At 60.3% G+C, this 22,986-nt stretch carries 21 protein-coding genes; 10 read left to right on the top strand and 11 right to left on the bottom strand.

Features of this window, described 5'->3' with window-relative positions:
* Nucleotides 1–39 precede the first annotated feature (39 nt).
* Nucleotides 40–804: a TerC family protein gene (locus EXN68_RS21400; RefSeq protein WP_142842758.1), complete on the bottom strand. Its 765-nt coding sequence runs from the start codon at nt 802–804 to the stop codon at nt 40–42.
* Between the two features lie 163 nt (nt 805–967).
* Nucleotides 968–1,654, bottom strand: a complete 687-nt coding sequence (locus EXN68_RS21405; RefSeq protein WP_142842759.1) for a TetR/AcrR family transcriptional regulator — start codon at nt 1,652–1,654, stop codon at nt 968–970.
* A gap of 160 nt (nt 1,655–1,814) precedes the next feature.
* On the opposite strand from EXN68_RS21405, the gene EXN68_RS21410 reads away from it, so the two are divergent.
* The 7 genes from EXN68_RS21410 to EXN68_RS21440 all read left to right on the top strand — a co-directional run bounded on the left by EXN68_RS21410 (nt 1,815) and on the right by EXN68_RS21440 (nt 10,816).
* Nucleotides 1,815–3,029, top strand: coding sequence for an HlyD family secretion protein (locus tag EXN68_RS21410; RefSeq protein WP_142842760.1), 1,215 nt, complete (start codon nt 1,815–1,817; stop codon nt 3,027–3,029).
* A gap of 21 nt (nt 3,030–3,050) precedes the next feature.
* Nucleotides 3,051–4,634, top strand: coding sequence for a DHA2 family efflux MFS transporter permease subunit (locus tag EXN68_RS21415; RefSeq protein ID WP_142842761.1), 1,584 nt, complete (start codon nt 3,051–3,053; stop codon nt 4,632–4,634).
* 358 nt (nt 4,635–4,992) lie between these two features.
* Entirely contained in the window at nt 4,993–6,015 is a 1,023-nt protein-coding gene (locus EXN68_RS21420; RefSeq protein ID WP_142842762.1) for a LacI family DNA-binding transcriptional regulator, read from the top strand.
* A gap of 103 nt (nt 6,016–6,118) precedes the next feature.
* Nucleotides 6,119–7,573: a xylulokinase gene (xylB, locus tag EXN68_RS21425; RefSeq protein ID WP_142842821.1), complete on the top strand. Its 1,455-nt coding sequence runs from the start codon at nt 6,119–6,121 to the stop codon at nt 7,571–7,573.
* Nucleotides 7,574–7,779: 206 nt separating this feature from the next.
* Nucleotides 7,780–9,090 (top strand): xylose isomerase, encoded by a 1,311-nt coding sequence (xylA, locus tag EXN68_RS21430; protein WP_142842763.1) that lies wholly within the window; start codon nt 7,780–7,782, stop codon nt 9,088–9,090.
* A gap of 372 nt (nt 9,091–9,462) precedes the next feature.
* The gene (locus EXN68_RS21435) at nt 9,463–10,161 is read left to right on the top strand and encodes an OmpW/AlkL family protein (RefSeq protein WP_142842764.1); all 699 of its coding nucleotides are present in this window, start codon (nt 9,463–9,465) and stop codon (nt 10,159–10,161) included.
* A 211-nt stretch (nt 10,162–10,372) separates the two neighbouring features.
* Nucleotides 10,373–10,816, top strand: coding sequence for a glyoxalase superfamily protein (locus tag EXN68_RS21440; protein ID WP_142842765.1), 444 nt, complete (start codon nt 10,373–10,375; stop codon nt 10,814–10,816).
* A gap of 72 nt (nt 10,817–10,888) precedes the next feature.
* Here the strand turns inward: EXN68_RS21440 and EXN68_RS21445 are convergent, their stop codons facing one another.
* The 4 genes from EXN68_RS21445 to ugpB form a co-directional block, all read right to left on the bottom strand.
* Nucleotides 10,889–11,950 carry a sn-glycerol-3-phosphate import ATP-binding protein UgpC gene (locus tag EXN68_RS21445; RefSeq protein ID WP_142842766.1) on the bottom strand — a complete coding sequence of 354 codons (1,062 nt, stop codon included), beginning with the start codon at nt 11,948–11,950 and terminating at the stop codon, nt 10,889–10,891.
* Entirely contained in the window at nt 11,950–12,798 is an 849-nt protein-coding gene (gene ugpE / locus EXN68_RS21450; protein ID WP_142842767.1) for a sn-glycerol-3-phosphate ABC transporter permease UgpE, read from the bottom strand. Before ugpE ends, EXN68_RS21445 begins: the two co-directional genes overlap by 1 nt.
* Nucleotides 12,799–12,808: 10 nt before the next feature.
* Nucleotides 12,809–13,690 carry a sn-glycerol-3-phosphate ABC transporter permease UgpA gene (gene ugpA, locus EXN68_RS21455; protein WP_142842768.1) on the bottom strand — a complete coding sequence of 294 codons (882 nt, stop codon included), beginning with the start codon at nt 13,688–13,690 and terminating at the stop codon, nt 12,809–12,811.
* 69 nt (nt 13,691–13,759) lie between these two features.
* Nucleotides 13,760–15,070 (bottom strand): sn-glycerol-3-phosphate ABC transporter substrate-binding protein UgpB, encoded by a 1,311-nt coding sequence (ugpB, locus tag EXN68_RS21460; RefSeq protein WP_193559543.1) that lies wholly within the window; start codon nt 15,068–15,070, stop codon nt 13,760–13,762.
* Nucleotides 15,071–15,424: 354 nt separating this feature from the next.
* Between ugpB and EXN68_RS21465 the strand changes: the two genes are divergently transcribed.
* The 3 genes from EXN68_RS21465 to EXN68_RS21475 all read left to right on the top strand — a co-directional run bounded on the left by EXN68_RS21465 (nt 15,425) and on the right by EXN68_RS21475 (nt 17,332).
* Entirely contained in the window at nt 15,425–16,531 is a 1,107-nt protein-coding gene (locus EXN68_RS21465) for a CobW family GTP-binding protein (RefSeq protein WP_237681442.1), read from the top strand.
* Nucleotides 16,528–16,797, top strand: a complete 270-nt coding sequence (locus EXN68_RS21470; protein ID WP_142842770.1) for a hypothetical protein — start codon at nt 16,528–16,530, stop codon at nt 16,795–16,797. Before EXN68_RS21465 ends, EXN68_RS21470 begins: the two co-directional genes overlap by 4 nt.
* A 97-nt stretch (nt 16,798–16,894) precedes the next feature.
* Nucleotides 16,895–17,332, top strand: a complete 438-nt coding sequence (locus tag EXN68_RS21475) for a YqaA family protein (protein ID WP_142842771.1) — start codon at nt 16,895–16,897, stop codon at nt 17,330–17,332.
* A 59-nt stretch (nt 17,333–17,391) separates the two neighbouring features.
* Here the strand turns inward: EXN68_RS21475 and EXN68_RS21480 are convergent, their stop codons facing one another.
* The 5 genes from EXN68_RS21480 to ytfQ all read right to left on the bottom strand — a co-directional run bounded on the left by EXN68_RS21480 (nt 17,392) and on the right by ytfQ (nt 22,947).
* Entirely contained in the window at nt 17,392–18,126 is a 735-nt protein-coding gene (locus tag EXN68_RS21480; RefSeq protein ID WP_065117054.1) for a FadR/GntR family transcriptional regulator, read from the bottom strand.
* An 18-nt stretch (nt 18,127–18,144) separates the two neighbouring features.
* Nucleotides 18,145–19,125: a galactofuranose ABC transporter, permease protein YjfF gene (gene yjfF / locus EXN68_RS21485; protein WP_077767892.1), complete on the bottom strand. Its 981-nt coding sequence runs from the start codon at nt 19,123–19,125 to the stop codon at nt 18,145–18,147.
* Nucleotides 19,122–20,165 (bottom strand): ABC transporter permease, encoded by a 1,044-nt coding sequence (locus tag EXN68_RS21490; protein WP_161991441.1) that lies wholly within the window; start codon nt 20,163–20,165, stop codon nt 19,122–19,124. The genes yjfF and EXN68_RS21490 overlap by 4 nt, the downstream gene beginning before the upstream one ends.
* The gene (locus EXN68_RS21495; RefSeq protein WP_142842772.1) at nt 20,165–21,688 is read right to left on the bottom strand and encodes a sugar ABC transporter ATP-binding protein; all 1,524 of its coding nucleotides are present in this window, start codon (nt 21,686–21,688) and stop codon (nt 20,165–20,167) included. Before EXN68_RS21495 ends, EXN68_RS21490 begins: the two co-directional genes overlap by 1 nt.
* A 299-nt stretch (nt 21,689–21,987) precedes the next feature.
* Nucleotides 21,988–22,947, bottom strand: a complete 960-nt coding sequence (gene ytfQ / locus EXN68_RS21500; protein WP_142842773.1) for a galactofuranose ABC transporter, galactofuranose-binding protein YtfQ — start codon at nt 22,945–22,947, stop codon at nt 21,988–21,990.
* Nucleotides 22,948–22,986 lie beyond the last annotated feature (39 nt).

Below are 22,986 nucleotides of genomic sequence, written 5' to 3' on the forward strand. Positions count from 1 at the left end.
AGACAATCGCGTTGATACCGGGGCGTTAACACCGGGGTGTTAATGCCGGGTGTCGCCCGAAGCCTGCGCCTTCTTGCGCTGCCGCGCATTGCGCGCAAACATGTTGAGCACCTCCACTAGCGCCGAAAACGCCATGGCGGCATAGACGTAACCCTTCGGCACATGGAAGCCCATGCCTTCGGCGATCAGCGTGGTGCCGATCATCATCAGGAAGGCGAGCGCTAGCATGACGATGGTCGGGTTGCGCTCGATGAAGTTGGCGAGCGGTGTTGCGGCAAGCAGCATCACGGCAACGGCAACGACGACGGCGACGATCATGATCGGCAGGTGCGGTGTCATGCCGACGGCGGTGATGATGCTGTCGACCGAAAAGACGAGGTCGAGCAGCAGGATCTGGCCGATGGCCGCGCCGAAGTTCATCGCCACCGGGCCGCCCACCATGTCTTCCTTGTGATCTTCAGGATCGACATTGTGGTGAATTTCCTTGGTGGCCTTCCAGACGAGGAAGAGACCGCCGGCGATCAGGATCATGTCCTTCCACGAGAAGGCGTGGCCGAAGACTTCAAACACCGGTGTGGTGAGCTGCACGATCCAGGCAACGGTGCCGAGCAGACCGAGACGCATGACGAGGGCAAGGCCGATGCCGATCTTGCGGGCTTTTTCGCGCTGTTCAGGCGGCAGCTTGTTGGTCAGGATCGAGATGAAGATCAGGTTGTCGATGCCGAGCACGACCTCCATGACGATCAGCGTGACGAGCGCCACCCAGGCGGCGGGATCGGACAGAAGAGGGAGAATGGACTCCATCAGGGGAAATTTCCTTTCAGCAACAAGGCCAGCCGAAACATTCGGTGGGTGGAATTTATAGCGCAATACGCGAGAAACAAGCGCATGAGGCCCCCACCACGCAAGATTTCATCGAAATTTCGCGCAGGCCGGGTGTCGGCGCTGGTGCCGTTGCTGAATGAAGTCAGGCCCTGTTGGTTCCGTAAGCCGCCATGAATACCGTGATGGCGCTGTTGATCACCCGGTCGAGTTCCTCTTCGGGAACCGGGCCATCGATTTCGCCGAACAGGCGCAGCTTGAAGAAGGTGCCGGTGGAAAGCTCTATATATTGCCGGGCGGCAAGCTCGACGTCGTCGACTTTCAGGTGTCCGAGCGCGACGTGATGCTCGATGAAATCCTGAAGCACGGTGCGCACATTGTTGGGTGCTGCGATGAAAAAACGCTGCGCCAGCTTCGGCATGCGGTCGATGACGCCGATGACCGAGCGCATGGCGGGGACCATGTCTGAACAGATCATCTTGTTGGCGAAGGCCTTGCCGAACTGCTTCAGGCCTTCGCGCACCTCTTCGGTGCCGGCCAGAATGTTGCGCATGGAGGTGGCGAACTCCTGCCGGTGCTGATCGACGAGGGCGGCGAACAGATCTTCCTTATTGGAGAAATAGACATAGATCGTGCCCTTGGAAACGCCTGCTTCCCGGGTGATGTCGTTCATGCTGGCGGCGTCGAAGCCCTTGCGCTTGAAAACGCGCCAGGCACCGGCGAGAATCTGCTCGCGCTTAGCCGGGTCCTCACCCGCCGCAAAACGCCCGGCGGGGTTTCCGGGACAGCCCGTTTCCATGTCCGCTTCCATATCCATGTTTTCCCCTGCCATCGTTATCGCCTCCTAGCACCACAATGGCGTAAAAAAAATTAACCAGACGTCGAACCAATCGGTTCGATAACACTTGATATGTGTCAGGAAAGAGATTATGTCAATCGAACCGAACGGTTCAGTTCGAAAAACTTTCTTCAATCTATCACGGTATACTCTCATGTCGGCCCAGAAGAATAGCGCGGTTCGCGCCGTCAACGATGCGGAAGAGGCGGATATCTCCGCCAAGGCCGAGACCTCTCCGGCAAAGCCGGCAGATGCCCCGCCGCAACAGCCGCCCCAGACAACCGCTGCTCCGAAGCAGAAGAAGCGTTCGAAGCTTCTGCCGGTCATCGCCGTCGCCCTTCTGGCCGGTGCCGGCTGGTACGGTTACAACTGGTGGATCGATGGCCGCTTCATGGTCTCGACCGATGATGCCTATATAGAAGGTGACATCGCCGTCATCGCACCCAAGGTGTCGGGTTACGTTGCCAAGGTGAATGTGGTTGAAAACCAGGAAGTCAAGGCGGGTGATCCGCTCGTGACGCTCGACGATGGCGACTATCGCATCGCGCTCGATCAGGCTGAGGCCCAGATCCGCACCGAGGAACTGTCGCTGAAGCGTATCGATGCGCAGATCGTCGGCGGCGAGGCGTCGCAGGAACAGGCCGTCGCCCAGAAAGGCGCGCTGGATGCCGCCCTTCGTGGTGCCGAAATCACCCAGAAGCGCGCCAGCGAATTGCAGGCGAAGGATGTTGGCACCGTTGCCGCTTCCGACAGCGCCCAGGTCGCGCTCGATCAGGCCAGGGCGAATGTCGTGGCCGGCGATGCGGCGATCTCCTCGGCAAAAGCCAATGTCGAGCTGCTGCGCGCCCAGCGCGAGGAAGCCGAGAGCACCATCCGCTCGCTGCAGCTTTCCCGCGACAAGGCCGCTCGTGACCTGTCCTTCACCGTGCTGAAAGCGCCATATGACGGCGTCATCGGCAATCTGGCGGTGCAGACGGGTGATCTCGTCTCGGTTGGCAAGCGTCTGGCTTCGCTGGTGCCGATGAATGAGCTTTATATCGACGCCAATTTCAAGGAAACGCAGCTGGCCAGCGTGGTGCCCGGCTCGAAGGTGCGCGTGCATGTGGATGCATTCAATGATGCGACCATTGAAGGCACGGTGCAGTCGATCTCGCCCGGCTCCGGCTCGGTCTTCTCGATGCTGCCGCCGGAAAACGCCACGGGCAACTTTACCAAGGTCATCCAGCGCGTGCCTGTTCGTATCGTCTTCTCCAAGGAAGACCTTGCAAAGCACAATCTGCGCGCGGGCTTGAGCGTGGTGGTTGATGTCGATACCCGCACGGCGCCGGAAACCACGAAAACGGCGCAAGTTAACCCGCAGGCCAAGTAAGGCTTCGTTGAGGGCAAGATCATGGCGGCTACGGTTGTCGGTACGGGCGGGGCCTCGATCCCCGCCGATCCTCCGATGGACAGGCGCAGGCTCATCGCGTTCTTTGCGATGGTCTTCGGCATGTTCATGTCCATTCTCGATATTCAGATCGTTTCCGCCTCGCTGGCGGAAATCCAGGCCGGCCTCGGTGCGGGGTCGGATGAGATCGCCTGGGTGCAGACCTCCTATCTGATCGCCGAAGTGATCATGATTCCGCTGTCAGGTACGCTGGCGCGCATCCTGTCCACGCGCGTGCTGTTTGCCACCTGTGCTGCCGGCTTCACGCTTTCGAGCGCGCTCTGCGCCACCGCCACCAATATCGACCAGATGATCGTCTACCGGGCGATCCAGGGCTTTATCGGCGGCGGCATGATCCCCTCCGTCTTCGCGGCGGCCTTTACCATCTTCCCGCCGTCGAAGCGCTCCGTCGTCTCGCCGATCATCGGTCTGGTCGCCACGCTTGCGCCCACCATCGGCCCGACGGTCGGCGGTTATCTCTCCAATGCCTTTTCCTGGCACTGGCTGTTCCTCGTCAACATCATTCCGGGCATCATCGTCACCATCCTGACCTGGAGCCTGATCGATTTCGACAAGCCGGAACGGTCGCTCTGGAAGAAATTCGACTGGTGGGGCCTCATCTCCATGGGGGTCTTCCTCGGATCGCTGGAATATGTGCTGGAAGAAGGCAACAACAAGGACTGGTTCAACGACGAACGTATCGTGATCGGGTCCATCGCCATGGTCATCGGTGCGGTGGTGTTCTTCTGGCGCGCCTTCAAGGTGGAATTCCCGGTCGTGGATATCCGCGCCTTCGCCGATAGAAACTTCTCCATCGGCTCGCTGTTTTCCTTCGTCATGGGCATCGGGCTTTATGGCCTGACCTATCTCTACCCGCTCTATCTCGGCCGCGTCAGGGGTTACGATGCCCTGATGATCGGCGAGACCATGTTCGTTTCCGGCCTTGCCATGTTCTTCACCGCGCCGATCGCCGGCAAGGTCTCCACCAAGCTCGACCCGCGGGCGATGATGGCCATCGGCTTCATCAGCTTCGGTTGCGGCACGTGGATCATGACCTATGTGACGACCGACTGGGACTTCTATGAACTGCTGATCCCGCAGATCCTGCGCGGTTTTGGCCTGATGATGTGCATGGTGCCGATCAACAACATCGCGCTCGGCACGCTGCCGCCCGCCCGCATCCGCAATGCGTCGGGCCTGTTCAACCTCACCCGTAACCTTGGCGGCGCGGTCGGCCTTGCGGTCATCAACACCATGCTGTCGCAGCGCACCGACGATCACTATGTGCGGCTGGCAGAACATATCAGCTACTCCAATCCGCAGGCGCTGGAATGGCTGAACAATGTCGGCGCGAACTATGATTCCTACGGGCTGGACGGCGCGTCCGTCGCGATCAAGAAACTGGTCGGCATGGTCTCGCAGCAGGCATGGATCTTGGCCTTCGCGGATGTGTTCTTCGCGCTGACGCTTTTGTTCGGCAGCCTGATCTTCATGACGATCCTGATCCAGAAACCCAAGGCAGCGCCGCCGCCAGACGCGGCGCACTAAAAAAATCCCCTCCCATCCACCGCAGAGCTGGGGCCGTCGAAAATGACGGCCCCTTTTTTTGTCTGCCTGTTGCCGCAGTGGATACGGGGCGAGCGGGTGCGGCATATTTCTTCTCCCCGTGGGGGAGAAGGTCGCGGCGGCGGGATGAGGGGGCAAGCTCTCGGTCAATCGCTAACGTCGCCCCCTCATCCGACCCTTCGGGCCACCTTCTCCCCGGCGGGGAGAAGAAACAAGCGGCACCGTTTTGCGAAGAGCCGCTGACCTCCACACTGCCTTTCCAAGAAATATGAGGTACGTACATCATTTTTCGGTTTACCTCGGCCCCAAAGCTGGATATTCAAGGGCGAGGGGAGGAGCCATGAAGCCGACAGTTCATGATATTGCCGAGCGCGCAGGCGTCAGCCTCGCCACCATCGACCGAGTGCTGAACATGCGTCCGGGCGTCCACGCCGCCACCCGCGCCCGGGTGGAGGCGGCGATTGCCGAGCTTGGTTATGTCCGCGATATCGCCGCCGCCAATCTGGCCAAGGGCCGCAATTATTCGCTGGTCTTCATCCTGCCGGGCAACGACAATTCCTTCATGGCCACACTCAGGGCCGAGGTGCGGGCTGCCGCCTCCCGCTCCCATCTGGAGCGCACGGCGATCCGCATCATCGAGGTGCCGCCCTTTAATGCCGCGGCGCTGACCGAGGCACTGGAAGTGGCGCGGCGGGAAAAACCCTCCGGCGTGGCTTTCGTCGCCACCGATTCGCAAGATGTGGCGGAAGCGGCAGACCGGCTGGCGGAAGACGGCATCGCCACGGTGACGCTGGTTTCCGATCTTTCCGGCTCACGCCGTGACCATTATGCCGGTGTGGACAATGCCGCGGCGGGGCGCACGGCGGCGAGCCTGATGGGACGTTTCCTCTCCAGCCGTGGCGGCGATATCGCCGTTGTCGCCGGTTCCATGCTGGTGCGTGACCATCGCGAACGTCTGGAAGGTTTTCGCGCCGTCATCGAGGCTGAATTTCCGCAATTGCGGCTTCTGCCGGTACTGGAGGGCAAGGATGACCCGGCAACCGTCGAGGCGCTGGTTGCCGGAGCGCTCGGCAATGTCGCGCTGTCAGGCATCTACAGCCTCGGCGCCGGTAATCGCGGCCTCATCCGGGCGCTGAGAGCCGCCGGCGGTGAAAGGCCGTTGTCTGTCATTGCCCACGAACTGACGGAAAACACCGCCAATGCGCTGCGGGAAGGCGTGCTTGACGCCGTGCTCAATCAGGATGCCGGCCACGAGGTGCGCAGCGCCATCCGCGTGTTGAAGGCACGTGCGGACGGCCAGTCTGTCATCGCGGCGCAGGAACGTATCCGTATCGACATATTCCTCAGGGACAATCTGCCCTGACAAGCTTTTCCAGGAAAAGTGGCCGCCGGTTTTCCATCCGGAAATGCGGTGACTTTTAAAAAACGCTGAAAGTGGCGCATGGAGCGCCGGAATGGAGAAATACATGTATCTCGGTCTCGACCTTGGCACTTCAGGCATCAAAGCCCTGCTGATGGATGGCGATCAGAAGATCGTCGGCTCGGCCAATGGCTCGCTTGAGGTTTCGCGTCCGCATCATGGCTGGTCGGAACAGAACCCGGCGGACTGGATCGTCGCCACGAAAACCGCCGTTGCTGGCCTGAAGCAGAAGTTCCCGAAAGAGCTTTCCGCCGTAAAGGGCATTGGCCTCTCCGGCCAGATGCACGGCGCGACGCTTGTTGATGCTGATGGTAAGGTGTTGCGCCCCTGCATCCTGTGGAACGACACGCGTTCCCATGCCGAGGCGGCTGCGCTCGATGCCGATCCGCGTTTCCGCAAGATCACCGGCAATATCGTCTTCCCCGGTTTCACCGCGCCGAAGCTTGCCTGGGTGGCGAAGAACGAACCTGAAATCTTTGCGAAAGTGGCGAAGGTACTGCTGCCGAAGGATTATCTTCGTCTGTGGCTGACGGGCGAATATATCTCGGAAATGTCCGACTCCGCCGGCACCTCATGGCTCGATACCGGGGCGCGCAAATGGTCGTCCGAACTTCTCGCCGCCACCGGCCTCGATGAAAAACACATGCCGTCGCTGGTGGAAGGCACGGATGAGGCGGGCGTGCTCCGCGCCGAACTCGCGTCCGAATGGGGCATTTCCGGCCGCACCGTGGTGGCCGGCGGCGCGGGTGACAATGCCGCTTCCGCCTGCGGCATGGGCACGGTGAAGGAAGGCCACGCCTTCGTGTCGCTTGGCACATCAGGCGTGCTGTTTGCCGCCAACGCGTCTTATCTGCCGAAGCCGGAAAGCGCCGTGCACGCCTTCTGCCATGCGCTGCCCAACACCTGGCACCAGATGGGCGTCATCCTCTCCGCCACCGATGCGCTGAACTGGTATTCGCGCCTCACCGGCCAATCCGCCGCCGATCTGACCGGCGAGCTGGGAGAGACGCTGCTTGCGCCAACCGGCGTTACCTTCGCGCCCTATCTTTCCGGCGAGCGCACACCGCATAATGACGCGGCCATTCGCGGCTCCTTCATCGGTCTTTCGCATGAAAGCGACCGCAAGGCGCTGACACAGGCGGTGCTGGAAGGTGTCACCTTTGCCATCCGCGACAATCTCGAAGCGCTGAAATCTGCCGGCACCTCAATTTCGCGCGTCACCGCCATCGGCGGTGGTTCGCGTTCGGCCTATTGGCTGGCCTCGATCGCCACCTCGCTCGGCGTGCCGGTGGATATTCCGGCAGAGGGCGATTTCGGCGCGGCCTTCGGTGCGGCCCGTCTTGGTCTGATTGCCGCGACAGGGGCTGATCCGGTGGCGGTTTGCTCGCAGCCGGAGACGGCGCGGACGATTGAGCCGGTGTCTGATCTGGCTGGGGCCTATGAGGAGGCTTATCGGCGGTATCACGCGCTTTATCCGGCTATTCGGGCGCTTTCGCATTGAGGTATTGGGGGTGTGGCTACCCCCCTCTGTCCTGCCGGACATCTCCCCCACAAGGGGGGAGATCGACAAGCGGCGGACACCTCGCCCATGGAACGAGCGAGTACGGCATCTGATCTCCCCCCTTGTGGGGGAGATGTCCGGCAGGACAGAGGGGGGTAACCGAACCCTCCGGCATTTCATCTAGACCCACCATAGGAGGACCCACCATGAGCACAGGTTTTTTCGGCGACATCGCCAAGATCAAATATGAAGGCCCCGACAGCACCAACCCGCTGGCCTTCCGCCACTATAACCCCGATGAAATCGTTGCCGGCAAGCGTATGGAAGACCACCTGCGTTTCGCGGTGGCCTACTGGCACACCTTCACCTGGCCGGGCGGTGACCCCTTCGGCGGCCAGACGTTTGAGCGCCCGTGGTTCGAGGACACCATGCAGGCTGCGAAGCTGAAGGCCGATGTCGCTTTCGAATTCTTCTCTCTGCTTGGTTCTCCGTTTTATTGCTTCCATGACGCCGATGTGCGTCCGGAAGGCAAAAACTTTGCTGAGAACACGAAGAACCTCAACGAAATCGTTGATTATTTTGCCGAAAAGCAGGCGCAGACCGGCGTGAAACTGCTGTGGGGCACGGCGAACCTTTTCTCCAACCGGCGTTTCATGTCCGGTGCGGCAACCAATCCAGACCCGGATGTCTTTGCATTCTCCGCCGCCACGGTGAAGACCTGCATGGACGCCACCAAGAAGCTCGGCGGCGCGAACTACGTTCTGTGGGGTGGCCGCGAAGGTTACGAGACCCTGCTCAACACCGATCTGTCGCGTGAACTCGACCAGCTGGGCCGTTTCCTCAATCTGGTGGTGGAATATAAATACAAGATCGGCTTTGAGGGCACGATCCTGATCGAGCCAAAACCGCAGGAGCCGACCAAGCACCAGTACGACTATGACGTCGCCACCGTTTACGCCTTCCTGCAGAAGAACGGCCTGGAAAAGGAAGTGAAGGTCAATATCGAGCAGGGCCATGCCATCCTTGCCGGCCATTCCTTCGAACATGAGCTGGCCATGGCCAATGCCTTCGGCATTTTCGGCTCCATCGACATGAACCGCAACGATTACCAGTCCGGCTGGGATACCGACCAGTTCCCCAACAACGTGCCGGAAATGGCGCTCGCCTATTACCACGTGCTTGCCGGTGGCGGCTTCAAGAATGGCGGCACCAATTTCGATTCCAAACTGCGTCGCCAGTCGCTCGATCCGCAGGACCTGCTGATCGGTCATATCGGCGGTATGGATTGCTGCGCCCGTGGCCTGAAGGCGGCGGCGAAGATGGTCGAGGACGGCGCGCTGTCGAAGCCACTTGCGGAGCGTTATGCCAAGTGGGATTCGCCGGAGGCCCAGAAGATGCTGCGCGGCGAACTGAAGCTCGACGAGATTACCGCGCTGGTGGAGCGGGAGGATATCAATCCCGAGCCGAAATCCGGTCGTCAGGAATATCTGGAGAACGTCGTCAATCGTTACGTCTGACGCGCAAGTCCATTGTTGAAAAAGCGGGGCGGGGGATCATCTCCCGCCTTTTTCATGCGCTGTCCATGGCGATCTTGCGCCGGTCTCTCGCCTCCTGTTGTTGCGCAATTGTCACAATCTCCAGCCGTACGTCCTCGGCATTGGTCAATGCCGCAACGGTTTGATCCATCTCAATTGGTGTCTCCCGCCCTTCGCCATAGTGGCCGCGACGGTCGTGGCACCGAGGATTCGCAGCCAGCCGTCATCAGCCGGTTTCTGGGTTGCCCGGTGACGGCTGCGGCATCGGCAAGTTCCGATGCGCCGCTTCGAGAAGGTGAGACGCGCCCTGGGGAATGTCCGAACGGATGCAGGCTGCGCTAAAGGAGAGATGGAATGACGAACAGGAACAAAAGAACCGCCTTGCTTGCCAGCGTCGCGGTTAGCGCTGCGGCGATGCTGGTATCGGCCAATGCCATGGCCGCCGATCTGGCCCCGGCCGCCCCGGCGCCCACCGCCGAAGAGGCGATTGCGGCGGCAAGCCCGTGGATGCTGCGCGTGCGCGGTCTCGGCGTCATCACCAATGACAGCGGCAGCGTCGACGGCGTGCCCGGTGCCGGCCTTTCCTATTCCGATACGGTGATCCCGGAACTCGACATCACCTATTTCTTCACGCCGAATTTTGCCGCCGAACTCATTCTCGGCACCACCTATGCCAAGATTAACGGCGAGGGTGTGCTGGCCGGCACGCCGGTTGGCAAGACATGGCTGCTGCCGCCGACGCTGACACTGCAATATCACTTCACCGATTTCGGCGCCTTCAAGCCCTATGTCGGTGCGGGCGTGAACTATTCGCTGTTCTACAACCAGTCCGAACAGCCCGGTTTCAGCAATCTTGATGTCAAGAACAAGCTCGGTGCTGCCGTGCAGGTCGGTTTCGACTATATGCTGGACGAACATTGGGGCGTGAACTTCGACGTGAAAAAAATCTTCCTGAAGACCGACTGGACCGCCGAACTGGGCGGCACGCCGATCAGCGGCAAGGCCAGGCTCGACCCCTGGCTGATCGGTGCCGGTATCACCTATCGCTTCTGATTCCGGGACGCGCTTCAGCGCCGCCTTTGACGGGCGGCCCGTTCTGAGTTATACGGACGGCCACGGGCAGAGAGCCCCGGCCGTCCGCAGGCATTTATGCCCCTGGTGAAGCTCTCATCCTTGAAAACGGTCATCCCCATGTTTTGCATGTCGTCGATGGCAACGCGGACCCCCTTCGGAAAATTCGGCATGTCAATGTTGGAGAACCGTTATGAACGTGTCCAAACCGCTTCCCGCCCTTGAGGGGCTGAAAGAGCAGGCAAAACGCCTGCGTGCCGCCCTTGAGGAACAGGGGCAGGCAATCACCCACTCAAAGGCGCTGGAACTCATCGCCGCGCAATATGGCTTCCGCGACTGGAACACTCTGCACGCAGCAGCCGGCAACCGCCCCGCCTTCAATCCATATCTTCTGGGTTCGAGAGTGGAAGGCCTTTATCTAGGCCAGCCTTTCGTCGCCTCCGTGCTGGGTGTCCAGGCGCTCGGCGGTGACCCGGAACGCTATCGGCTCACCCTGCATCTGGATGATCCCGTCGACGTCGTGACCTTCGAAAGCTTCTCCGCCTTCCGGCAACGCGTCCACTGCAATATCGACACATCCGGCCGCACCGTGGAGAAAACCTCCAACGGCCGGCCGCAGGTGGAGCTGGTGTGGTAGGGAGCTGCCGGAGGTATCTAGCGATACAAGAACACCCGCCGAAGGGCGGGTGTTCGATTTTCGTCGATAAGTTTAGATCCGCTTGCCCGTCGTATCGAACAGATGGAAATTCTTTGCCTGTGCGGCGATCTTCAGTGTCTCGCCAATGCCCAGCTGGGAGCGACCGGGAACTCGGAAGACGATGGTGGTGCCATCGGCGAAGGAGCCGTGTACATAGCTTTCCGCCCCCACCAGTTCCACGGCATCCACCTGCACGGTGCCGGTGAAGGCGGCGTCGGCCGGGGCTTCGGTGGCAAGCGTGATGTCTTCCGGGCGAATGCCGAGTGTGGCGACGGTCTGCGGTAGTGCTGTAACACCGTTCACCGACCAGCCGGTAGAGCTATTGGACGAAGCCGTGCCGTGCGCCAGAAGGTTCATGGAGGGCGAACCGATGAAGGTGGCGACGAAGGTGGTCGCCGGCTTCTCATAAAGCTCGATCGGCGTGCCCATCTGCTCGATGCGGCCGGCATTCAGCACCACCAGCCGATCGGCGAGCGTCATGGCCTCCATCTGGTCATGGGTGACATAAACGCTTGTCGTGGCGAGCGAGCGTTGCAGGCGGCGTATCTCCACCCGCATCTGCACGCGCAGCTTGGCATCGAGGTTGGAGAGCGGCTCGTCGAACAGGAAGGCGGCCGGCTTGCGCACGATGGCGCGGCCCATGGCCACGCGCTGGCGCTGGCCGCCGGAAAGCTGGCGCGGCTTGCGCTCCAGGAACTGCTCGATCTCCAGCGCCTTGGCCGCCTCGGTGATGCGCCGCTCGATCTCCTCCTTCGGCGTGTTGCGGTTCTTCAGTCCATAGGCAAGGTTCTGGCGCACCGTCATATGCGGATAAAGCGCATAGTTCTGGAACACCATGGCGATGTCGCGGTCGGAGGGTTCGAGATCGTTGACGACGCGGTCGCCGATGACGATCTCGCCGCCCGATATGCTTTCCAGCCCGGCGATCATGCGCAGCAGCGTGGATTTTCCGCAGCCGGAGGGGCCGACCAGCACGATCATTTCGCCATCGGCGATGTCCATCGATACGCCCTTGATAGCATCGACATTGCCGCCATAAACCTTGCGGACGTCTTTCAGCGCAATTTTTGCCATTATTTTTCGGTCTCCACCAAACCTTTGACGAACCAGCGCTGCATCAGCACCACAACCATAATCGGGGGGATGATGGCGAGGATCGCCGTCACCATCACATAATTCCAGGGCGTCGAAGCGTCGGTGAAATCCACCATGCGCTTGAGGCCGATGATGATCGTGTTCATCTTGGCGTCGTTGGTCACGAGCAGCGGCCAGAGATACTGGGTCCAGCCATAGATGAACAGGATCACGAATAGGGCGGCGATATTGGTTCTCGACAGCGGCAGCAGAATATCGCGCATGAAGCGGAACGGACCGGCATTGTCGATACGCGCCGCCTCGACCAGTTCACCGGGAATGGTCAGGAAGAACTGCCGGAACAGGAACGTCGCCGTCGCAGATGCCATCAGCGGCAGCGTCAGTCCCGCATAGGTATCGATCAACCCAAGATCGACGATGACCTTGTAGGTGGGCAGGATACGCACTTCCACCGGCAGCATGAGCGTGATGAAGATCATCCAGAAAAAGCCCATGCGGAAGGGGAAGCGGAAGAAGACGATGGCGAAGGCCGACAGGAACGAGATGACGATCTTGCCGATGGCGATGGCGAGCGCCACGACGAAGCTGTTGAACAGCAGCCGCTCGAGGCTGACGCCAACCACTCTTTCGACGCCGCCGGCCATGGCGTCGGTGTAATTGGCGCCCAGATGATCGCCGGGCAAAAGCGACATGGGCGGGCGGATGATATCCGTCGACGTCATGGAAGAAGCGACGAAGGTGTAATAGATCGGGAAGGCCACAACGATGATGCCGAGAATGAGCATCAGATGGGCGACCATGCGCGCGACCGGGCGATTTTCAATCATTGTGAAATCCTCAGCCGTAATGCACGCGCTTCTCGACGAAGCGGAACTGGAAGGCGGTGAGCGCAATGACGATCACCATCAGGATGACCGATTGCGCGGCGGAAGAGCCGAGGTTCAGGTTCACGAAGCCATCATTATAGACCTTGTAGACCAGCGTTTCCGTCGCCTTGGCGGGGCCGCCGCCGGTGACGGCATGGATGATGCCGAAGGTATCGAAGAAGGCGTAAACCGTGTTGACGACCAGAAGGAAGAAGGTTGTCGGCGCCAGCAGCGGGAAAACGATGGTCCAGAAGCGCCGGGAACCGCGCGCGCCGTCAATGGAGGCGGCTTCCAGCAATGATTTCGGAATTGCCTGCAAGCCTGCGACAAAGAACAGGAAATTATAGCTGATCTGCTTCCACGCAGCGGCGGCCACCACCAGCAGCATGGCCTGATTACCGTCAAGCAGCGGGTCCCACATGATGCCGTTGCGGCGCAGGATATAAGAGAAGGTGCCCATGGCGGGGTTGAACATGAACAGCCACAACATGCCGGCGACGGCAGGCGCCACGGCATAGGGCATGATCATCATGGTGCGGTAAAAGCCCTTGCCGCGCACCACCCGGTCAGCCGCTGTTGCCAGAAGCAGCGCAAGTCCCATGGAGACGAGCGCGGTCAGCACGCTGAAGATGACGGTGACGTGCAGGGAGTTGAGATAGCTCTCATCTGACAGCACGGCGGAAAAATTGGCCAGCCCGACGAAATTGCTGTTCAGCCCGAAGGCGTCCTCGCGCATGGTCGACTGGTAGAGCGCCTGGCTTGCGGGCCAGAAGAAAAAGACCACCGTCAGGATGATCTGCGGTGCGACCAGCAGATAAGGCAGGATCTTGTTGGGGAATACGACGCTTTGCACGGCGATCTCCTGATGAGATGGAAACGCCGCCCGCACCCTTTTGAGAATGCGGGCGGTGGCAGGGATCGTTTAGTTGCCGGCGGCCTGCTTGATGGCTGCGTCACCACGCTCGACGATCTTGTCGAGGGCGGCTTTCGCGTCCTGCTTGCCGGCCAGCATCGCCTCGAACTCTTCGTTCATGATGTCGCGCACCTGCGGCAGGTTCACGAGGCGCACGCCCTTGGAGTTTTCTGTCGGCGGCTTGCCCATCATCTGCAGCAGCGGCGTTTCGCGGGCAGGGTTCTTGTCGTAGAAGCCGGATTTCTTGGTTTCCTCATAGGCCGCGATCGTTACCGGCATGTAGCCGGAGACCTGATGCAGGCGAGACTGGATCTTGGTCTGCGAGAGGAAATGGAAGAATTCGGCAACGCCCTTATATTCAGCGTCGCTCTTGCCACCGAAGACCCAGAGGCTGGCGCCGCCGGGAATGGTGTTCTGCGGACCATGGCCTTCGTAATAGGGCAGCTGGCCAATTCCGTAATTCATGCCGGTCTTGACGATATCGCCAAGGCCGCCGGAGGATTCGGTCAGGATGCCGCATTCGCCGGACATGAACAGCTGCTTGGCTTCGGAGGTGCGTCCGCCATAACGGAAGGTGCCGTCCTTGGCGAGATCGGCGATCGCCTGGAAATGCTCGACGAACAGCGGCGCATTGACCGCAAGCTTCACATCCGTACCACCAAGCCCGTTTTCATTGCTGCCATAGGACACGTTGTTCCAGGCGGCGAAGTTTTCGGTCTGGATCCAGGTAAGCCAGGTGGAGGTGAAACCGCACTGCGCGGCACCGCTGGTCTTGATCTTCTTGGCGGCTTCGAAAACTTCCGGCCAGGTCTTCGGCGGGTTGGCCGGGTCAAGGCCTGCCTTCTGGAAGGTGTCCTTGTTGTAATAGAGGATCGGCGAGGATGAATTGTAAGGGAAGGACAGCATGGTGCCGTCGGGCTTGGAATAATAAGCGACGATGCCGGCCAGATATTCATCCTTGTTGAAGGTGTAGCCACCTTCCTTCAGCACATCCGCCACTGGCTTGATGGCACCGGCGGCACCCATCATCACGCCGGAGCCGGCGTCGAAGACCTGAATGATAGCCGGCGGCTGCTTGGCGCGGAATGCGGCGATGCCGGCATTCAGCGTTTCCGGATAGGTGCCCTTGAACACGGGCGTGATCTTGTAGTCTTTCTGGCTTTCGTTGAACTCTTTCGCAAGCGCGTCCACGACTTCGTTATTGGCGCCGGTCATGGCGTGCCACCACTGGATCTCCGTCGCAGCGAAAGCATTCGATGTGACAAAAAACGAAAGCGCGGATGCCGCAGCAAGGCGGTAGCTGAGTTTTTTCAAGGCGATTCCTCCCATTGTGAAAACAGTAAAAGATACAGTCCCTTATTACAGCCTTCCTCCTCGATCCAGCTGTGGGCGATCTTTTCTGTATTTGCATTTGGAATTAAAAACGAACTTGAACGAAAATGCAATAGAGCGTGGAACGAATAAAACGAAAGTGAAAGAAACGATTTTATTATTCCATTTTCGCTGCGCATGGTTTTTTCATGCGTCTTTATGCTGGCGCCCCAGGCGGCATGATTTTTCGCAGCCGGGTAACAATGATGGCCGGACGCTTTCAGAATAATATTGATATGTTATTACATTACATATTAAGCTGCCGCTGATTTTATGCGGTTCAAAGGTGCGGATGTGTTTGGAATGACGCGGAAGAAAGCGGTTGCGCGAGGAGATGACACGGCTGTCTCCCAGCCCGTCAGGACGGTGCCGGTCACCCTGCTTACCGGCTTTCTGGGTGCGGGAAAGACTACCCTGCTGAACGAGCTTCTGAACGAACCGGCCATGCATGACGCCGCCGTCATCGTCAATGAATTCGGATCCGTGCCCATCGATCACGATCTGGTGCGCAGCGGTTCGGAACGGTATTTCAGAACCACGACGGGTTGCATCTGTTGCAACGCCACCAGCGATATCCGCACCTCGCTTTACGAATTGCATCAGGCCTTTCTGGAAGGGGTGATGCCGGAAATATCGCGTGTCGTTATCGAAACGACGGGACTTGCCGATCCCGCGCCGATCATTAACAGCCTGATTGCCGGCGGCACACCGGCGCTTGGGTTGCGCGACCACATCGTCGCCCGGCACTTTCATCTTTCGGGCGTGGTGACTGTCTTTGATGTCACGTCCGGCCGAGCGATGCTCGACAGCTTCATCGAAGGCTGGAAACAGCTTGCCTTTGCCGACCACATCGTCCTGACGAAAACCGACCTTGCCAATACGACAGCGATGGACCGTGAAGGCCTTGCAGACCTCAACCCCGCCGCCCTGTTGCATGACCGCAATGCTGCCGGCTTCGATCTCATGTCGCTTTTTGCAACGAAGAACTACTCGCTGCGCGGCAAGCCGGAGGATGTGCCGGGATGGCTGGCGGCCGACAGGCTGAGCCTGCATGCCGACCATGCCCATGATATCAACCGCCATGGTGCCGGCGTCGAGGCCTTTGACCTCACTTTCGACGGGGCTCTTGAGCCACAGATGATCGTTACCTTTCTCGAACTCGTCACCAGCAACGTGCATTCCGGCCTGCTGCGACTGAAAGGTATTTTCCAGGCGACGGACGACCCGGATCGGCCAGTGGTTGCCCACGCCGTGCAGCACCGGCTTTACCCGCTGGCAAGGCTCGAAAGCTGGCCGGATGGCAACCGTGCAACCCGGCTCGTGCTGATCGGCATGGATATGCCGCAACAGCCAATCCGCGATCTTTTCGATACATTGGCCTCGCAGGCGAGGCGAAAGGGTGCTTCATGAACAATCCGCTTGCGCGCAGCGGTTCCGCGATCGTCTCGCAGGCCCGGATTCTGAAACAATGGGCGCGCAACCTGTTAAATCTGCATGCCGATGACATCGTCACCGTCAGCGAGCTGTCCTGCGCCCTGCCGGATTGCCCGCCACGCGAAACGGTGATCGTCATCCTGTCCGCATCCGGTGATATCAGGCAATTGTCCATCCACAAGGCGCTGCTGGAGGTGGATCATGACGATATTGTGCGCGCAATTGCGGAGAATTCGGCCTGATATTGGATCGGTGATGTCAGGGCGAGCTTGACGGTGCGCGCCATCATCCGGCACTTCAGGGGCCACGGCGGGATTCGCTGGTGATGAAGGGCGGAAAATGGCCGATCTGGCGATATATGCGGGTTTGTTTCTGACGGCCTTTGTGGCGGCGACCATTCTGCCCATGCAGTCGGAGGCGGCGCTGGCCGGTCTCATCCTCATGAAGTCGCAGCCTGTCTGGCTGCTGGTGGTCGTCGCCAGTGCCGGCAATGTCGCCGGCTCCTTCGTCAACTGGCTGCTTGGCCGTGGCATTGAAGGCTTCCGGCATAAGCGCTGGTTTCCCGTTGGCGAGGCCGCGCTGCAACGTTCCCAGAACTGGTATCGGCGTTATGGCCGGTGGTCGCTGCTGTTAAGCTGGGCGCCGCTGATCGGCGATCCGCTGACGGTTGCGGCCGGCATCATGAAAGAGCCACTGCCGGTCTTTTTGCTGCTGGTCACGATCGCCAAGGTCGGGCGCTACCTCTTGCTGGCGCTGGTGACGCTGAATTTTCTCTGATTGTCTTCAGGATGTTGCGGCCCGTTCTTCGTTTCAGAAGACAGGGGAGGGCAGCCTCTTCAGGGCGCCTTGATCGCCTTCTGCGTCCGGTCCTTGCCCACCTCGATCACGTGGCGCATGGCTTTGACGGCGGCATCCGCATCACGTGCGGCAATGGCGTGGACGATGCGCAGATGGTTCGACGCAATTTCGGCGATGGTGCCGGGTGAGGCGGCAGGTGACGAAAGCTGGAAGGAAATGGCGAGTGCCGCTTCAATCAGCCCGCTTGCCGAGCGCATGAAGGGGTTGCCGGACATATGCGCCACGGCAAGGTGGAATTCGAGATCGACCTTGGCGATACTTTCCGGCGTATGTTTTGGATTGTCGAACTTTGCAGCGATGACGTAAAGCGAAACAATATCGTCATTGGAGGCCTGCAGGGCCGCTGCTGCTGCCGCTGCCGGCTCCAGCGCCAGACGGATTTCTGCCAGATGCGTAACGAACTCCTCGTCTATGCCTGCTTCGCAGCGCCAGCCGAGCACGTCGGGATCGAAGAAATTCCAGCTTGAGCGGTCGAGAACGCGGGTGCCGACCTTTGCTTTCGGTTCCACCAGCCGCTTCGCCGCCAGCGTCTTCATGGTTTCGCGCAGCACGGTGCGCGAGACGCCGAAGCGCATGGAAAGTTCGGCGTCATTGGGCAGCAGGGAGCCTTCGGCAATTCTGCCCGAGACGATGGCGCTGCCGAGTTCGGAGACCACATGGGCGTGGCTGTTCCGGCGTTTTCGCCCGCTTATCGTCGTTTCGAGCAGCCCCAAGCAAGCCTCCCTTGGTGGTTATGCCGGATGTGGCCCGGCCAGTCTCCTGTTTGAATACCAGATGATTGCGCGCTGCAACACGATGAAGACGAAAAGCAGCACACCGATGACGATTTTCGTCCACCAGGAGGACAGCGTCCCGTCAAAAACGATGTAGGTCTGGATCAGACCCTGGATCAGCAGGCCGATGAAGGTGCCCGCCACCAGCCCCGTGCCGCCGGTCAGAAGCGTGCCGCCGATGACGACCGCGGCGATGGCGTCGAGTTCAACGCCCACCGTCGCCAGCGAATAGCCCGACGAGGTGTAGAGCGTATAGACGATGCCGGCGAGGCCGGAGAGAAAGCCGGACAGCGCATAGATGCCGATGGTCGTCGCGCCGATAGGCACGCCCATCAGCTCCGCCGATTGCGGATTGCCGCCGAGCGCATAGATATTCGCGCCGAAGCGGGTGCGGCTGGCGATCAGCATGCCGGCGGCAAAGACAAGAAGCATCAGCATGGCGAGCGCCGTCAGCCTGCCGCCGCCGGGGAAGCGGTAATAAAAGCCCTGTATCGCATCGATGAACGGATGCGAGATCGGCACTGACTGCGTCGAGATCAAATAGGCAGCCCCGCGCGCCAAAAACATGCCGGCCAGCGTCACCACGAAGGGCGGGATGGACAGGAAACGGATCATCGCCCCCATCAGGCAGCCGAACAGCGTCGAGACCACCAGCACGATGGCGAAGGCCAGCAGCGGATGGATATTATAGGTGCCGACCATGACGGCGACGAAGACGCTGGTGAAGGCGATGACCGAACCGATGGAAAGATCGATGCCGCCCGACAGGATGACGAAGGTCATGCCGACGGCCGCGATGCCGAGGAAGGCATTGTCGGTCAGAAGGTTGCCGATCACCCGTGTCGACAGGATCGCCGGATATTGCAGCACGCAGAGAAGATAGGCGATCACGAAGATCGTCAGCGTGGTGAGGAAGGGCAGGTTGCGGCTGTGGATCATCGCGCGGTTCCTTCCTTGGTCATGCCATTGGTGGCCGCCGGTTTGACGTGGGGCTTCGGCGCTTTCACGAAACCGAGGACGGCCATGATCGCCGGCGATTGCAGCGTCAGCACCACCATGATGATGCCAGCCTTGATGATGAGGTTGAATTCCGGCGGGAAGCCCGAGACGAGAATGCCGGTATTGATGGTCTGGATGATCAGCGCGCCGATCAGCGAGGCGGTGATGGAAAAGCGCCCGCCATTCAGCGAGGTGCCGCCGATGACCACCGCAAGGATCGCGTCGAGCTCCAGCCACAGCCCGGCGTTGTTAGCATCCGCGCCGCGAATATCGGCGGTGACGATCATGCCGGCGATGGCCGCGCAGAGGCCGGAAACCGCATAAACGAAGAACAGCAGGAAGCGGGCCCGCACCCCGGCCAGCGCTGCGGCGCGGCGATTGATGCCGGTCGCCTCGATCAGGAAACCGAGCGCGCTCTTGCGCACCAGAAGGCCGATCGTGAGCGCCGCCGCGACCCAGATGATGACGGGCAGCGGAATGCCTGCGAACGAGCCGGAACCGATGGCGGAAAAGCTGTCATTGTTGAAGGTGAGAATGACGCCTTCGGTAATAAGCTGGGCGATGCCGCGACCCGCCACCATCAGGATCAGCGTGGCGATGATCGGCTGTATGTCGAGAAGGGCGACCAGCACGCCGTTCCACAACCCGCAGGCAATGCCCACGGCAAGCGAGATGACGATGACCGAGGGAATGGAATGGCCATTGCTGATGAGCGTGGCCGCGACCGCGCCGCAGATGGCGATGACGGCGCCAATTGAAAGGTCGATGCCCTTGGTGGCGATGACCAGCGTCATGCCAATGGTCAAAAGCGCGACCGGTGCGGCACGCACGAGAATATCCACCAGACTGCCATAGAGCCTGCCGTTCTGGAACGAGACATGCAGGAAACCCGGCGAAAGGATTGTTATCGCTGCCAGAATGATGAAGAGCGCGGCAAGCTGCGGCGCAAGCCTTTTCAGGCGTCGTGTCACTGCTGCCATCATGCCGCCTCCGTTTTTGCCGCATCGGCAATCGCCCGCATGATGTTGTCGGCGGTCACGTCACCGCCCTTCAACTCGCTGACATGACGGCGGTCTGAAAGCACGACGACACGGTGTGCGACGGCGGTGAGTTCTTCCAGTTCCGAAGAGATGACGACGAGCGACATGCCTTCGCTGCAGAGTTTTTCGATCATTTTCAGGATTTCCGCATGCGCGCCGATATCGATGCCGCGTGTCGGTTCGTCGAGGATCAGCAGACGGGGGTGGGTGGCGAGCCAGCGCGCCAGAATGGCCTTCTGCTGGTTGCCGCCGGACAGGAATTTGATCGGCCGGTTGGGATCGGCCGGGCGGATATCGAGCGACTTGATGAAGCTTTCGGCCAGTTCCGCTTTCTGCCGGCGCGACAGTGGCCGGGCCCAACCCTGTCGTGCCTGAAGCGCCAGCGCGATATTGTCGGTGACGGAAAAGTCGCCGATGATGCCATCGGTCTTGCGCTCTTCCGGACAGAAGCCGAAACCGGCGGTGATGGCGGCTTCCGGCGAAGAAATCGCCACCGTCTGGCCGTCGATGACAGCCTTTCCGGTATCCGGCCGGTCGATGCCGAACAGCAGGAAGGCTGTTTCCGTCCGGCCAGAACCGAGCAGCCCGGCGACACCGACGATTTCGCCGGGGCGGATGCCGAGATCGAAGGGGGCGATGCTGCCGCGTTTGCCGTAACCTTCGAAACGGATCGGCGGCTCGCCCTCGGCAACCGTATCTTCGGTCACCTGATGTTCATGGGTGATGTGCTGAAGCTCGCGGCCGAGCATCATCGAGATCAGTTCGGAACGGGGCAGGCTGCCGATATCGCGGGTGCCGACGAGGCGGCCGTTGCGCAGCACCGTCACCCGGTCGGCTATGTCATAGACCTGATTGAGGAAGTGGGTGATGATGACGATGCCGATGCCGCGTGCGCGCAGGTTTCTCAAGACGCCGAACAGCATCTCGACTTCATGGGCATCAAGGCTGGCGGTTGGTTCGTCCAGCACCAGCACCTTGCCGGAAAGATCGACGGCGCGGGCAATGGCGATGATCTGGCGGATGGCGACGGAATAGCTGGAAAGCAGCGCGTTGACGTCGATGGACAGCCCGTACTGGGCAAGCAGCGCCTGCGAATTCTTCTGCATCGTGCTGCGGTCGATCAGCCCGAAGCGGCGCGGCTGGCGGCCGAGAAACAGGTTTTCGGCAACCGTCAGGTTTTCGAGAAGGTTCACTTCCTGATAGACAGTGCCGATGCCCAGCGCCTGCGCCTCGCCGACATCGGTGGGCGAGATTTCGCTACCTTCCAGAAAGATCGAACCGCTGTCGCGGTGATAAACGCCGGTCAAGATCTTGATCAGCGTCGATTTGCCCGCGCCGTTTTCGCCGAGCAATGCGTGGATTTCACCGCGCCCGAGCGAAAAATCGACGCCATCAAGCGCCGTGATCCCGAGAAAGGATTTGCCGATGGCGTGTGCTTCCAGAAGTGGTGCCGTTTCGGACATTGAGCAGTTCCGTATCGAAAATGGGTCTCGCCATAAGGGCACAGAGTGATCGCATGAAGCGAGCGGGTGCCGCTTGTTTCTTCTCCCCGCCGGGGAGAAGGTGGCCCGAAGGGTCGGATGAGGGGGCTAGCTCTCGGTCTATCGCTACCGTTGCCCCCTCATCCCGCTGCCGCGACCTTCTCCCCGGCGGGGAGAAGAAGCAGGCCGCACCCGCTCGCTCCATAAAATCATTCAGTATCGGGCTTTAACGGCCGAAAGAAACGGCGCAGCTCCTGCTGCCGTCCCTCACAAGACAGGGCTCAGTACCCCAGGCCCTTCTTCGCCTCGTAGACCTTCATAGGATCATCGGATGCCGTATAAAGCTTGGATTCCGTCTGGATCCACTTCGGCGGTTCCTTCTTGTCCTTCAGATAGGCTTCGAGCGCGTCAAAAGCGGGGCCTGCCATGTCGGGTGTCAGTTCCACCGTCGCATTGGCCTCGCCATCCGCCATGGCCTTGAAGATGTCGGGCACGGCGTCGATGGAGACGATCTTGATGTCGGTTCCGGGCTTCAGGCCGGCTTCCTTGATCGCCTGGATCGCGCCGACGGCCATGTCGTCATTGTGGGCGTAGACGGCACAGATATCCTTGCCGCCGCCTTCGGCCTTGATGAAGCTTTCCATCACTTCCTTGCCCTTGGTGCGGGTGAAGTCACCCGTCTGCGAGCGCACGATCTTGATGTTCTTATGGGATTCGATGGCCTGCTCGAAACCCTTCTTGCGGTTGATGGCGGGCGAAGAGCCGGTCGTGCCCTGCAGTTCCACCACCTTGCAATCCTTGGAGCCGACATCCTTGACCAGCCAGTCGCCAGCCACCTTGCCCTCGTGCACCTGATCGGAGGTTACGGCGGTCAGGTAAAGATCATCCGGCGCCTCGATCTGGCGGTCGAGCAGGATGACGGGGATTTTTTCTTCCTTGGCTTCCTTCAGCACCGCGTCCCAGCCGGTGGCGACCACAGGCGCGATCAGGATCGCGTCGACACCCTGCGCGATGAAGCCACGGACGGCCTTGATCTGGTTTTCCTGCTTCTGCTGTGCGTCGGCGAATTTCAGCGTGACGCCGCGCTTTTCGGCCTGCTGTTTGGTGACGGTGGTTTCAGCCGCGCGCCACCCGGATTCCGAGCCGATCTGCGAGAAGCCGACGGTAAGCGATTGTGCGGAAACACTGGATGCAAGGCATGCGGAAACGGCGACAGTGAATGCCGCAAAAGCTTTTCTCATCTTATCCTCCCAGAGATGATGACAGCGTGACGGGCACAC

This window comes from Martinezella rhizogenes, assembly GCF_007002745.1.
Classification (GTDB): Bacteria; Pseudomonadota; Alphaproteobacteria; order Rhizobiales; family Rhizobiaceae; genus Agrobacterium; species Agrobacterium cucumeris.

Bases quoted from the DNA above. Each gene is read 5' to 3' on its own strand.
- EXN68_RS21405 (WP_142842759.1), bottom strand. From the start codon at position 1,654: ATGGCAGGGGAAAACATGGATATGGAAGCGGACATGGAAACGGGCTGT.
- ytfQ (WP_142842773.1), bottom strand. From the start codon at position 22,947: ATGAGAAAAGCTTTTGCGGCATTCACTGTCGCCGTTTCCGCATGCCTT.
- EXN68_RS21465 (WP_237681442.1), top strand. From the start codon at position 15,425: ATGACGCGGAAGAAAGCGGTTGCGCGAGGAGATGACACGGCTGTCTCC.
- EXN68_RS21495 (WP_142842772.1), bottom strand. From the start codon at position 21,688: ATGTCCGAAACGGCACCACTTCTGGAAGCACACGCCATCGGCAAATCC.
- EXN68_RS21410 (WP_142842760.1), top strand. From the start codon at position 1,815: ATGTCGGCCCAGAAGAATAGCGCGGTTCGCGCCGTCAACGATGCGGAA.
- EXN68_RS21475 (WP_142842771.1), top strand. From the start codon at position 16,895: ATGGCCGATCTGGCGATATATGCGGGTTTGTTTCTGACGGCCTTTGTG.
- EXN68_RS21435 (WP_142842764.1), top strand. From the start codon at position 9,463: ATGACGAACAGGAACAAAAGAACCGCCTTGCTTGCCAGCGTCGCGGTT.
- EXN68_RS21415 (WP_142842761.1), top strand. From the start codon at position 3,051: ATGGCGGCTACGGTTGTCGGTACGGGCGGGGCCTCGATCCCCGCCGAT.
- EXN68_RS21445 (WP_142842766.1), bottom strand. From the start codon at position 11,950: ATGGCAAAAATTGCGCTGAAAGACGTCCGCAAGGTTTATGGCGGCAAT.
- ugpE (WP_142842767.1), bottom strand. From the start codon at position 12,798: ATGATTGAAAATCGCCCGGTCGCGCGCATGGTCGCCCATCTGATGCTC.
- xylB (WP_142842821.1), top strand. From the start codon at position 6,119: ATGTATCTCGGTCTCGACCTTGGCACTTCAGGCATCAAAGCCCTGCTG.
- EXN68_RS21470 (WP_142842770.1), top strand. From the start codon at position 16,528: ATGAACAATCCGCTTGCGCGCAGCGGTTCCGCGATCGTCTCGCAGGCC.
- xylA (WP_142842763.1), top strand. From the start codon at position 7,780: ATGAGCACAGGTTTTTTCGGCGACATCGCCAAGATCAAATATGAAGGC.
- EXN68_RS21490 (WP_161991441.1), bottom strand. From the start codon at position 20,165: ATGGCAGCAGTGACACGACGCCTGAAAAGGCTTGCGCCGCAGCTTGCC.
- EXN68_RS21400 (WP_142842758.1), bottom strand. From the start codon at position 804: ATGGAGTCCATTCTCCCTCTTCTGTCCGATCCCGCCGCCTGGGTGGCG.
- EXN68_RS21420 (WP_142842762.1), top strand. From the start codon at position 4,993: ATGAAGCCGACAGTTCATGATATTGCCGAGCGCGCAGGCGTCAGCCTC.
- yjfF (WP_077767892.1), bottom strand. From the start codon at position 19,125: ATGATCCACAGCCGCAACCTGCCCTTCCTCACCACGCTGACGATCTTC.
- EXN68_RS21440 (WP_142842765.1), top strand. From the start codon at position 10,373: ATGAACGTGTCCAAACCGCTTCCCGCCCTTGAGGGGCTGAAAGAGCAG.